The organism is Pseudomonas sp. 10-1B (assembly GCF_000935045.1).
In the GTDB taxonomy this organism is placed as follows: domain Bacteria; phylum Pseudomonadota; class Gammaproteobacteria; order Pseudomonadales; family Pseudomonadaceae; genus Aquipseudomonas.
This window is the reverse complement of the sequence record NZ_JYKS01000001.1, coordinates 339853-352470: the sequence shown is the minus strand read 5'-3', so window position 1 is coordinate 352470 and position 12618 is coordinate 339853. Positions and strand designations below refer to the sequence as shown.

General features: G+C 64.9%; 8 protein-coding genes. 1 reads left to right on the top strand and 7 read right to left on the bottom strand.

Going from position 1 to position 12618, the window contains the following annotated elements:
• Positions 1-246 precede the first annotated feature (246 nt).
• The 7 genes from TZ03_RS01450 to TZ03_RS01420 all read right to left on the bottom strand — a co-directional run bounded on the left by TZ03_RS01450 (position 247) and on the right by TZ03_RS01420 (position 11262).
• The gene (locus TZ03_RS01450; protein ID WP_051095298.1) at positions 247-1887 is read right to left on the bottom strand and encodes a fatty acid--CoA ligase; all 1641 of its coding nucleotides are present in this window, start codon (positions 1885-1887) and stop codon (positions 247-249) included.
• 11 nt (positions 1888-1898) lie between these two features.
• Entirely contained in the window at positions 1899-3677 is a 1779-nt protein-coding gene (locus TZ03_RS01445) for an acyl-CoA dehydrogenase C-terminal domain-containing protein (protein WP_051095296.1), read from the bottom strand.
• Entirely contained in the window at positions 3670-6222 is a 2553-nt protein-coding gene (locus TZ03_RS01440) for an efflux RND transporter permease subunit (RefSeq protein WP_051095287.1), read from the bottom strand. The genes TZ03_RS01445 and TZ03_RS01440 overlap by 8 nt, the downstream gene beginning before the upstream one ends.
• 15 nt (positions 6223-6237) lie before the next feature.
• Positions 6238-7233 (bottom strand): WD40/YVTN/BNR-like repeat-containing protein, encoded by a 996-nt coding sequence (locus TZ03_RS01435; protein WP_051095286.1) that lies wholly within the window; start codon positions 7231-7233, stop codon positions 6238-6240.
• A 22-nt stretch (positions 7234-7255) separates the two neighbouring features.
• A complete protein-coding gene (locus TZ03_RS01430) occupies positions 7256-8614 on the bottom strand; it encodes a DUF1329 domain-containing protein (protein WP_051095285.1) in 1359 nt (452 codons plus the stop codon).
• Between the two features lie 39 nt (positions 8615-8653).
• The gene (locus TZ03_RS01425; RefSeq protein WP_051095284.1) at positions 8654-10609 is read right to left on the bottom strand and encodes a DUF1302 domain-containing protein; all 1956 of its coding nucleotides are present in this window, start codon (positions 10607-10609) and stop codon (positions 8654-8656) included.
• 74 nt (positions 10610-10683) lie between these two features.
• A complete protein-coding gene (locus TZ03_RS01420; protein WP_051095283.1) occupies positions 10684-11262 on the bottom strand; it encodes an RBBP9/YdeN family alpha/beta hydrolase in 579 nt (192 codons plus the stop codon).
• Between the two features lie 318 nt (positions 11263-11580).
• Here TZ03_RS01420 and TZ03_RS01415 point away from each other — a divergent pair, with 318 nt between their 5' ends.
• Complete coding sequence (locus TZ03_RS01415; protein WP_051095282.1) at positions 11581-12609, top strand: AraC family transcriptional regulator; 1029 nt, start codon at positions 11581-11583, stop codon at positions 12607-12609.
• Positions 12610-12618: the final 9 nt, after the last annotated feature.

Below are 12618 nucleotides of genomic sequence, written 5' to 3'. Positions count from 1 at the left end.
AATGGCATCTTTGAACTGGTCAGTACAAACCACAATACTGATCCCTGTATATGCCGTGGCCGCTTTTACCTAACTTTACTCATCTGAACATCAGTCGATCGCCAGTCCCTTGTTTGGCGGGTATTGGGGGTTGCTACGCAGCCCATCGCTGGCAAGCCAGCTCCCACAGGTACTGCACAGGGCTTGAGGCCTATGCGGTAGGGGTGGGAACTGGCTTGCCGGCGATAGGGCCGGACCTGCCAACGCTTAACGCTGTGCCTGGCGAATCCGCTTCTTGTCGATCTTGCCGACACTGGTCCTGGGGATCTCGTCCACGCAACGCAACTGCCGCGGTATTGCCCATTTGTTCAGGTGCCCACTGTCGACAAACGGCTGCAGGTGCCTGGCCAATGCCGCCTGGTCGAGCCGCGCGCCATCACAACAGACTACCAGCGCCAAGGGTTGTTCCCCCCACTGTGGGTCTGGAATACCAATAACTGCCACCGAGGCGACAGACGGATGCTGGCTGATCAGGTTTTCCAGCTCCACCGAGCTGACCCACTCGCCGCCGGTCTTGATCACATCCTTGATCCGATCACGAATGCGCACTACACCTGTCGGGTCGATACAGGCCAGGTCGCCAGTGTGCATCCAGCCACCCTGCCACAATGCGGCGCCCTGCTCCGGTTCATGCAAATAGCCTTGGGTCAGCCAAGGCGCACGCACCACGATTTCGCCCAGGCTTTCGCCATCGTGTAGCACCTCCCTGCCTTCAGCGTCGACGATGCGCAGGTCCACCAACGCAATCGGCACACCAGCATCGATGCGCAGTGGCAGTTGTTGCGCCATGGGCAATGCCAGCAACTCGGCGCTGAGGCAGGTGATGCTAAGCAGCGGGCAGCTCTCCGACATACCGTAGCCGCAATGCACGCTGATGCCACGCTCACTGGCACGCTGTGCCAGGCCCAGGGTCAAGGCGCTGCCACCCAGCAGCATTTTCCAGCCGCTGAGGTCGGTGTGTTGCCCTTCCTTGCTGTCGAGCATCATCTGCAGCACCGTGGGCACGCAATGGGAAAAGGTCACGCCCTCGTCGCGGTACAGGCGCACCAGGCGGTTGGGTTCGTAGCGCCCGGGGTAGACCTGCTTGATGCCCAGGGCCGTGGCCACATAGGGCACGCCCCAGGCATGCACGTGGAACATCGGCGTGATGGGCATGTACACGTCCCCGGTACGCAACAGCGGCTGCTCACCGCAAGCGGCCAGGGTGCCTTGCTCCACCAGGGTATGCAGCACCAGTTGGCGGTGGCTGAAATACACGCCCTTGGGGTTGCCGGTCGTGCCGGTGGTGTAGAACAGCGTGGCCAGCGAGTGCTCGTCGAAATCGGCGAAGTCGAAGTGCCGGTCGGCAGCCGCCAGCAATGCTTCGTACTCGCCCAGCAGCGGCACATCGACAGCCGCGGCGGCGCCATCGCTGAGGCGGATGAAACCCTCCACCGTGGGCAGCTCAGCATGCAGCTGGCCCATCAGCGGCAGAAAATCGTCGTGCACCAGCACCAGCCGGTCCTCGGCATGGTTCATGGTATAGCGCACCTGCTCGGCAGCAAGGCGTACGTTGACCGTGTGCAGCACCGCACCGAGCATCGGCACGGCGAAGAAGCACTCCAGCGAACGGTGGCTGTCCCAGTCGAGCAAGGCCACAGTGTCGCCAGGTTTTACCCCAGCGTTGCTCAGCACATTGGCCAGCCGCCGGATGCGCTCAAGCAACGTGGTGTAGGTGTAGCGCAGCTTGTCGGCGTAGACGATTTCCTGGTTGGGCTGGTAGCGCACACCCGACAGCAGCAGGCGCTTGATCAGCAGCGGGTAGGCATAGGCCTGCTCGGTCGGTGGCAGGCGGCGGGTTGCGCTCATCGTGGCGTTATTCACAGTTGTTCGGCCTCGAGCAGGTACAGGCTATGGCTACCCGCCTTGACGCTGGCACTCAGCGAATGGATGCGCGGCAACAGGCGGGCGAAGTAGAAGCGTGCGGTACCGAGCTTGCTGGCATGGAACGGCTGCGGGGCCGGGTTGCCCAGGCAAGCTTGCGCCATGCGCGCCCACAGGTAGGCGTAGAACGTGTAGCCGAACACCTGCAGGTACTCCACGGCCGCCGCGCCAAGCTCGCGCGGGTTGCCTTGCGCGCGGTCGAGCAACCAGGCCGTCAGTTCGTCGAGGTTGCGCACCGCGTCCAGCAGTGGCGTACTGAACTCTGCGCATGCCGTTGGCAACGCCTGGGCAAATGCGACAAGTTCGTCAGACAGGCTGCGATAGGTCTTCCCGGCGTCGCCAAGCAGCTTGCGCCCCACCAGGTCCAGGGCCTGGATGCCGTTGGTACCTTCGTAGATCTGGGTAATGCGGCAGTCGCGAATCAACTGTTCCTGGCCCCATTCGCGGATGTAGCCATGGCCGCCGAGCACCTGCTGGCCGTGCACGGTGGTCTCCAGCCCCATGTCGGTGAGGAACGCCTTGGCCACCGGCGTGAGCAACGCCACCTTGGCCTCGGCCTGGGCGCGTGCTGCCGGCTCCTCGCTGTACTTGGCCAGGTCCAGTTGCAACGCCACATAGGTGGAAAATGCCCGCCCGCCTTCGTTCAGAGCTTTCATGGTCAGCAGCATGCGCCGCACGTCGGGGTGGACAATGATCGGGTCGGCGCTTTGCGCCGGCTCCTCGGCCCCCGTCGGCGCGCGACCTTGCAGGCGATCACGAGCATAGGCGATAGCGCCCTGGTAAGAGCGCTCGCCCAGGGCCAGGCCCTGGATACCTACGCCCAGGCGTTCGTAGTTCATCATGGTGAACATCGCGTTGAGGCCCTTGTGCGGCTCGCCGACCAGGTAACCGATGGCACCGTCGAAGTTCATCACGCAGGTGGCCGAAGCCTTGATGCCCATCTTGTGTTCGATCGAGCCGCAACCCAGTGCATTCGCCTCGCCCAGCGCACCGTCGTCGTCGACCAGCACCTTGGGCACCAGGAACAGCGAGATGCCCTTGGCCCCGGCGGGCGCGTCCGGCAGCCGGGCCAGCACCAGGTGGATGATGTTCTCGGTGAGGTCGTGCTCGCCACCGGTGATGAATATCTTGGTGCCGCTGATGCGGTAGCGGCCGTCGGCGGCCGGTTCGGCGCGGGTGCGGATCAGGCCCAGGTCGGTGCCGGCATGCGGCTCGGTCAGGCACATCGAGCCGCTCCAGCGCCCCTGGTACATGGGCGGCAGGTACAGGGCCTTCAGAGATGCGCTGGCATGGTTGAGCAGCGACAGGCAGGCCCCGGCGGTGAGCATCGGGTACAGGCCGAACGACAGGTTGGCGGCATTGAGCATTTCTTCGACCTGGGCGCCGATCACTTTCGGCATGCCCATGCCGCCGTATTCCGGGGCACCGGCCACGCCCACCCAGCCGTCGGCGGCGAAGGCCCGGTAGGCATCGGCGAAGCCATCGGGGGTACGCACCTGGCCGGCCTCCCAGCGGCAACCCTGTTCGTCGCCACTGCGGTTGAGCGGCGCAACCACCTCGGCAATCAACCGGCCGGCCTGTTCGAGCACGGCCCGGGCGGTATCGCCATCGACCTGCTCGGCCAGTGCGGGCGTTTGCGCCCACCAGGCTGGGATGTCGAACACTTCGTTGAACAGAAAATCCATGTCGCGCAGTGGCGGAAGGTAATCAGACATGAGGCGAGCACTCGCTTGCTTGGGTTTGCGGAAGCGGCGTGGCCTGGGCTTCGGCGGGCGCCGGGGCGGCCTGGCCACGCAGGAGGAAATGCGACAACGCAGGGATCAGCACCAGCGCGCCGAGCATGTTCCACAGGAACATGAAGGTGAGCAGCAGGCCCATGTCGGCCTGGAACTTGATCGGCGACCAGGCCCAGCCGACCACGCCGGCCGCCAGGGTAATGCCGACCAGGCCCACTACCCGGCCGGTGAAGGCCACGGCTTTCTGATAGGCCTGGGCCAGGCTCAACCCGGCGCGCTGGTAGTGCAGCTGCACGCTGAGCAGGTACAGCGCGTAGTCCACGCCAATGCCCACGCCCAGGGCGATCACCGGCAAGGTGGCAACCTTGACGCCAATGCCCATGGCCACCATCAGCGCCTCGCACAGCACCGAGGTGAGCATCAGCGGCAGAATCGCCACCAGCGTGGCGCGCCAACTGCGGAAGGTGAACAGGCAGAACAGCGTGACCGCCAGGTACACCAGCAACAGCATGCGGTGGTTGGCCTCGCGGACCACGACATTGGTGGCGGCCTCGATGCCGGCGCTACCCGCGGCCAGCAGGAACTGGTGATCAGCGTTGCTGTTGGCCTGGGCGAAACGCTCGGCCGCGGCAGCCACCTGCACCAGGGTGTCGGCGCGGTGGTCCTTCAGGTAGGCGATGACCGGCATCAGCGAACAGTCGTTGTTGAACAGCTCCGGTGCGTTGACCGAGGCCTGCTGGGCAGCGTAGTTGAGTACATCCTGGTTGCGCTGCAGGGTGTTCAGGCGCGGGTTACCTTCGTAGGTGCCGGCGGTGATCTGGCGCACCGCGTTAGCCAGCGACACGGTGGTCTGCACACCCGGCAATTGCTGCAGCTCCCAGGCCAGGCGGTCGGCGAGGATCAACGTCTGGTATTGCAGGCAGCCTTCGGGGGCGGTCTTGACCATGACCGCGAAGGTGTCGCTGGACAGCGCGTAGTGCTGGGTGATGTAGGTGTTGTCGAGGTTGTAGCGCGAATCCGCGCGCAGTTCGGGCGCGCCGCTGTCGAGGTCGCCGATTTTCAGCTGCAGGCTGCCCCAGATGCCGAGGGCGGCCAGGGCCAGGGCTACCAGCAGCGCGGCACTGGCCCATTTGCGTTCGGTGAAGTGGTCGAGCAAACCCCATGGATTGATTGGGGCCGCTGCGCGCCCCATCGCCGGCAAGCCAGCTCCCACCTCGACCGCATTGATCTCAAGCCCTGTGCAGTACCTGTGGGAGCTGGCTTGCCGGCGATGGGCCCAGCGCGCATCGATAGCCAGGGCCCGCTCGGCGGCCTTGCGGCCCACACCGACATACGACAGCGCCACCGGCATCAGCAGCAGCGAGGTGAAGATCAGCACCGCGACACCAATGCTGGCGGTGATGGCCAGGTCCTGGATCACCGGGATGTCGATCAGCATCAGCACGGCAAAGCCCACCGCATCGGCCAGCAACGCGGTCACCCCGGCCACGAACAAGCGGCGGAAGGTATAGCGCGCGGCCACCAGGCGGTGGGTACCACGGCCGATGTCCTGGAGTATGCCGTTCATCTTCTGCGCCGCATGAGATACGCCGATGGCGAAGATCAGGAACGGCACCAGGATCGAATACGGGTCGATGGCGTAGCCCAGCCAGGCGACGATGCCCAACTGCCACACCACCGCGGTCAACGAACACAGCACCACCAGCAAGGTGCTGCGCACGCAGCGGGTATAGCAGTAGATGATCACCAGGCTGGTCAGCACCGCCAGGGCGAAGAACGCCATCACCTGGATCAGCCCGTCGATCAGGTCGCCCATCAGCTTGGCGAAGCCGATCACATGGATGCGGTACTGGCCGCTGGCCTGGTACTGGCTGCGCAGCTGCTCGAGTTTTTGCGAGAAGGCGTGGTAGTCAAGGCCTTTGCCGGTAGCGGAATCCTGGTCGAGCAGCGGCACCACCAGCATGCTCGACTTGAAGTCGCGCGCCACCAAGCTGCCGACGATGTTGGCGCGCTCGATGTTCTGCCGTAGCTGCTCGATGTCACCCGCCGCGCCCTGATAGCCGTCGGGCATCACCGGCCCGCCCTGGAAGCCCTCCTCGGTGACTTCGGTCCAGCGCACCGCCGGGCTCCACAGCGACTTCATCCAGGCCCGGTCCACGCCCTGGCTGAGGAACAGTTCGTCGTTGATGTGGCGCAGGGTCTGCAGGTAGCCCGGGTCGAAGATGTCGCCCTGGGTATTCTCCACCACCACGCGCACCGCGTTGCCCAGCCCGCGCAACGAGGGGCGGTTGTCCAGGTAGTTCTGGATGTAGGGGTGGCTCTGCGGCAGCATCTTGTCGAAGCTGGGGCGTAGTTCCAGGCGGGTCAGGGCCATGTAGCCCAGCACCAGGGTCGCCAGCAGCATGCACAGCAGGAACGGCAGGCGGTGGTTGAACACCAATCGCTCCAGGCCATTGCCCGAGCGCGCGTCGAAATCGGCGAGATTGCGGATTACCGGAAGGGTATCTTGGCGGGTAGCGGCCATCAGGGTCTTCTCTTGTTATGGGTGCAGCGTGGGGGTAGCGACCTGGGTGCGCACGCCCCGTTCGCCGACCAGCACCAGGCCGGTGGCAGCATCGGTGGTAAGCGCGGTCACCGGGCCTCGGCCGCTTTGCGACACCGAGTGGAAGCTGGCGCCATCGTCCTGGCTGAACAGCAAGTCACCGGCCTGGCTGGCCAGCCACAGGTGCCCATCACGGTCGACGCCGGCGGCGGTGAGGCTGGTGTTCACGCCGGTGGTGACGGGCTGCCATTGCCTGCCACCATCGGTGCTGCGGTAGGCATGCCCGCGCAGGCCGTAGACCAGCAGTACGCCAGGCTTGCCGACGGCTCCGAACAGCGTACCGGCGTAGGGCGTGTCGACGCGGGTGAAGCGCTCGCCGTCCAACTTCAGCAACAGGCCTTGCTCGCCGGTGATGTACAACTGGTCAGCGACCGGGGCCAGGCTGGTCAAGTGCAGCCCTTGCGGGTTGTCGCTGTGGTCGAGCCAGGGCAGCCAGTGCTCGCCGCCATCGACGGTGCGCAGCAACAGGTTGAACACACCCACCGCATAGCCGTGCAGCGCATCGCTGAACCACACGTCGAGCAAGGCATTGTCGCTGCCCGTGCCCGGCAGTTGCTCGGCCAGCAGCCGGCCATCCAGCTGCTTTTGCCAGTGCACGCCGCCATCGCGACTGTGCAGCACCACACCATCGTGGCCCACCGCCCAGCCCAGCTCGGCCGTGGCGAAGCTCACGGCGTTGAGGTCGGCGCTGACCGGCACCTGGGCCTGCTGCCAGTGCAGGCCGTGATCATCGGAATACAGGATGTGCCCGCGTGGGCCCACCGCTACCAGCCGCTCGCCGGCCATGGCCACATCGCGCAAAGCGCTGGTGGCGGCCAGGGCGCTGGGCATCGCGGGCAGGTCCAGTACGTCGGTGAAGGGCGCCGCCTGGGCCGCGCCATGCAGTGCGGCCAGTACCAGGACCACCGCACTGCATCGTTTGAAGACAGACATTGCCTACCTCTGCTCCGTGGGTTCAGCGAATGCCGTTGCCAGCCAGCGACTCGGGCGACCACTGGGTTTTCGACAGGGGCTCGATGTAGCGGATACCGCCGTAGGCACCGACCACGCCGTTGAGGTTGTAGGTGCCGCCGACCAGGTCGTAGATCATGAAGGGCGTGGCGTCCGGGGTCTGCTTGTCGTAGCTCTGGGTGAGGAAGGCGAACGAGCCACGGTACAGCTGGCCACGGGCGTCGTACTGGTCCGACGCCAGAGCGATCCAGCTGTCCTCATCGAGGTAGAAGCGGCGCTTGTGGTAGATGTGGCGGGCGCCATCCTTGAGCTTGCCTTCCACCACCCATACGCGGTGCTTCTCCCAGCGTACGAATTGCGGTGCCAGGTGGTTGGGGGTGATCACCTGCTTGACGTCGGTGTTGTAGGTCAGCTGGTAGGTGTTATAGGGCACGTACATTTCCTGCTTGCCGACCAGGGTCCAGTCGTAGCGGTCCAGCGCGCCATTGAAGACGAACACATCGTCGTAGGTGCCCGAGCCCGAGGTACCCGGGTTGGGTGTGTCGTAGGCCAGGTTCGGCGCCAGCTTGACCCGGCGCTGGCCCGGCAGGTACTGCCAGGCGCTGCGTGGCTGCACCAGCGGGTTGGCGGCATCGCGCAGCATCATGGCTTCGCCGGCCCGGCGCGCGGGCCCGGTGTACACCAGTTTCATCTGGTAGTAGGTGTCCTTGGCGCCGATCGGCTTGGCCATGTCCTCGTAGATCGGGTAGCTGATATTGGCCTGGCCGGTGGTCGACAACGATGCCTTGCCGGCGGCATCGACGTTCCACGAGTCGTACTTGGCGGTCATGCTCACGCCCTGGTAGCGCAGCAGGAAGTTCCACATGGCTTCGGCGCCGTTCTGCGGGATAGGGAACGGTATGCCGGGCAGCACATTGCTGACTGCTGTGCCGCCTTCCAGGCTATTGGCGCCGGTGGCGTTCTTGCGGGTGTTGTCGAGCACTGCCTGTGGCAGCGCCACGCTGCGGTGGGTCGGGTACACGTCCACGCGATAGCTGGGGTAGCGCTTGAGCAGTTCCAGGGTGGTGGCAGTCAGTTGGCCTTTGTACTGCTCGGCATTCTTGCCGTCGATGACCAGCAGCGGCTTCTCCCCGGCGAACGGGTCAGGGCGCATGCTGGCGCCGTTCTGGTAGCCGGCCGGTGGCGTCAGCAACCCGCCCTGGTAGGCCGGGATAGAGCCATCGGCATTGCCTGCCTTTTCCGCACCGATGGCGGTCAGGCTGGTGCCCAGGCGCGCGGCCTGGTCAGGGGAAACGGCGGCCTGTACAGCGTTCAGGGCAGCCAGCGACAGGCACGAAGCCAGCAGGGTACGTACGAAATTCATGATGGTTGTCTTCCTGTTAAGTCTGTGGGGGAACATGACTCAGAAGGTCGTCTTGAGGGTCAGGTACAGGGCGCCACGGTCTTCGGTGGTAGCCCCACCGCCGGAGAAGGAGGCATAGCCGCCGCCGTAGCAGGTGTAGTCCTGTTCACCATCCAGGGCGTTGGGGGTGCTGCCGTCGGTCTGGCCGTCCTTGCAGGACTTGGTCTTGCCAAAACTGTCGACGTACTTGAGGTCGACGAAGTACTGGTTGTAGATCGCCGCGCTCACGCCCACCGCGTAGTTGCCGGTGTTTTCGGCACCGCCGCCCTGCACCGGCGAGACGCCATCGAGGCCGACGTTGACCGACAGCGGCATGCTCAGGTCCACGCCGGGCAGTACCTGGTACCAGGTGGGGGTGAAGTTGACGGCGATGCCCCAGTTGTCGCGGGTGGCCTTGTCGATGCCGCGGTAGCTGCTCTTGCCCTTGTACAAAGCCTCGTTGTGGCTATCGAGCTTGAGCAGGTTGCTGTAGAACAGCTCGCCCAGCAGGGTCGCCGAGTCGAACAGCGGCGTGTCGCCAATAGTCATCAGGCCGTTGAGGGTCCAGTGCAGGGTGTCGCCGGTAGCACCCAGGCCGTCGCCATCCTTGGGTACGTCGTAGATCACCCCGCTGCTGGGCAGGCGCGCCGGCAGCAGGCCGAAGCCGCCGCCCAGGCCGCCCTGGCCGGGGGCGCTGACGATTGCCGGGATGCTGGCCAGGGGCATGTTGTGACGGATGTTGAGGTCGCTGCCGACGCTGATGCCACCTACGTCCTTGGACAGGCTCAGGCCATAGATGTCGATGTTGTCGGCGTAGGCGAACTGGTAGGTGGTGCTTTGCAGCGAGTTGTACAGGTTGCCGACGGCCGCCTGGCGGCTGCCCGGCGGGCTACCGAACGGGCCGCTGGCCACGGTCATGCCACGCGCGTCGAGCCAGGCCTGGGGCAGGATCTCGGAGGTCTTGCGGTAGTAGAAGCCCAGGGTGCCGCCCAGCCATTCGGGCGACCACTTGGCCATGACGCCCCAATCGCCACTTTTGCCAGGCGTAAGGTCGTGACCACGGCGGATGGTGGTCAGTGCACCGCGTACCGGGATCAGCCCAGGGGTGCCGGTATGGCCGAGCAGGAAGCTTTGGGCGCCCTCGCCTACCACGTCCGAGCCGCCATAGTAGGTGCCGGCTTCGGGCAGCCTGGCGGCGTCCCAGTCGAAGAAGTACTGGGCGCCCAAGGTCAGTTCGGAGTTGACCAGGAACGAGGTCGACAGCTGGTTGCGCGGTACGAACAGCTCCTTGGCCTCGGTACCGGGCGAAGCAGCCAGCTTGGCCAGGTCAAGGCCGGACTGGCCATAGCTCAGCGAGTGCACCGGGTTGAGCAGGGTCTCGCCCCAGAACAGGTTGTGCTGGCCCAGCTTGGCGCTGACCTGCGAGGCCTCGCCCACGTCACGGCTCATGAACACGAACGCATCGAGCACTTCGCCAGACGGGCCACTGTAGTAGCGCTGGGCGTAGTTGCTCAGGTGCGGGCTGCCCAGCGGCACGCCAGTACCCGGCAGGCCATTGAGGCTGGGGTTGATGCCGGACTGGTCACCGTTGCCATTGACGAACGGGTTGCTGTTGGAGCCGGTGTTGTCGTAGGCCTTGTCGTACCAGCTGGCGGTGCTCAGGCGAAAGCCGGTGTTGCCCTGGTAGACCACGTCCAGTTCGGTCAGCAGGTCGACCCGGTTGGTGATATTGGTGCCGGCCTTGCGGAAGTTGTAGTCACCGTCGTTGCTGTTGGGCGTGGCCAACAGGCGCTTGTCGGCGCTTTCGGTGCGTACGCCGTAGTTGTACTTGACGGTATTGTCGAAGCGCACGGCCCAGTTTTCGTTGCCGGTATCGACTTCGAAGGCATGCGCGGCAGGCAGCGTGAGCAGGCTGATGGCGCAGGCGAGCAGGCAGCGCTGTGGCTTCACAGCACGGTGAATGCGGTGTTCTGGCATTACGATGGCTCCACGTATTGTTATTGTTTTTAACGCCGCCCGTCTTTTGCGGGCGTGGCTGGGGCGTCCATGCGCTATTGCAGGTTGGGGTTGTCCAGTCGGCGGACCAGGGCTTCGGCCAGCGGCCAGGGCCCGAAACCGGAAGCTGGGTTGAGGTGGCCGACGGCGCCCAGGCTGATCAGTTCGCTACCCCAGCGGCGGGCCAGCTCGCCGGCGGCGGCGTAGCTGGCCAGGTGGTCATTGCTGCTGGCGGCGACGATGCTGGGGAACGGCAGCGGGTCGAGCGGCAATGGCGACCAACCCTGCTCGGCCAGGCTGGCCGGGTTTGGGTAGTGAGCCGGCCATTGCGCCCCGAGGTCCGGCGGCGCCGCCAGCAGCGCGCCTTTGATCGGCCGCCGGTAGCGGGCCGCCCAGTGGGCGACCATCAATACCCCGGCGCTGTGCGCCACCAGCACCACCTCGCCGTCGATCTGTTCCAGTTCGCGCTGGATCGCTTCGACACGGGCCTTGCAGCAAAGCCCGTCGACTTCCAGTGGTGGCACGCTGTGGACCTTGGCCAGGCGGTCTGCGAGCAAAGTCTGCCAGTGCTCGGCGACATGCCCGCGCAGGCCGGGGACGATCAGCACGGTGGCGGTGGTATGCAGTTTTTCCACGGTGAACCTCGTGTGCGGTGTAGCTCTTGAGGCTCACAGTAAACAGCCCACCCAATGGGTGCTTCACATTGGGCGTCAGGGGCTTTTCATTTGATGACATGGGCCCAAACAGGGCTTTGCTTTTCAATTCATGACACGCAGTCTATAAAAACAATGAACCTGTCAGAGAGCGTCAATGGGGCTGCTATGCAGCCCATCGCAGCGGTTCGTCGCCACGACAAGCCAGCTCCCACATCGATCGTATGGATCTCAAGCCATGTGCAGTACCTGTGGTGGTGCTGGCTACAGGTTGTTTGAACAATATGGATAACAATAAAAATGCCAGCTTCAGTCCGTGCCGCCAGCCTGACCAACTTTCTGGAAGTGTCCCGCCACCTGGGCCTCAACTCGCACAGCCTGCTGACCCAGGCCGGCCTCAGTGCCACCGTGCTGGAGGACCCCAACCAACGCATCGCGGTCAACGTAGTGGTCAACCTGCTGGAAGAGGCCGCTCGCGTCAGCGGCTGTGAAACCTTCGGCCTGCGCATGGCCGAGCTGCGCCAGTTGTCGGACTTCGGCGAAATCAGCCTGCTGCTCAGCCACCAACGCACCCTGCGCGATGCGCTGCAGGTGATCGTGCAGTACCGCCACCTGCTCAACGACGCCCTGGCCATCCATATCGAGGAAGCCGGCAAGGCCGTGATCATCCGCGAAGAGGTGATCAACGAACGCGCCCCGTGCAGCCGCCAGGCCACCGAGCTGGCGATCGGTGTGATGATGCGTTTGTGCGCGGCATTGCTGGGCGCCCACTGGCACCCGATCAGCGCCAACTTCACCCATGCGGCTCCCGCCGACCTGGCTATCCACCGACGCATTTTCGGCTGCACCCTGGTGTTCGGCAGTGAATTCAACGGCATCGTCTGCCCGGCAGCCGACCTCGATACCGCCAGCCCGCAAGCCAACGAAGCCATGGCCCGCCTGGCGCGGCGCTACCTGGACACACTGCCGGCGGGTGGCGTGCCGTCCCTGGAGCTGGAGTTGCGCAAGACCATCTACCTGCTGCTGCCCATGGGCCGCGCCACCATCGAGCAGGTGGCGCAAACCCAGGGCATGAACGTGCGCACGCTGCAGCGGCGCCTGGAAGAAAACGGGCTGACCTTCAAGGACCTGATCAACAGCGTGCGCCGTGACCTGGTGATGCGCTACCTGGAGAACCCCAACTATTCGCTGGGGCGCATTGCCGACATGCTGGGCTATTCGATGCCCAGTTCGTTCACCCGCTGGTTCATCGCCCAGTTCGGCATGCCACCGGCCAGTTGGCGGGCGCAGAATGCTGAGCAGATCGCGTCAGGGCCGCCAGGTGTTTGAGGTGAGGTT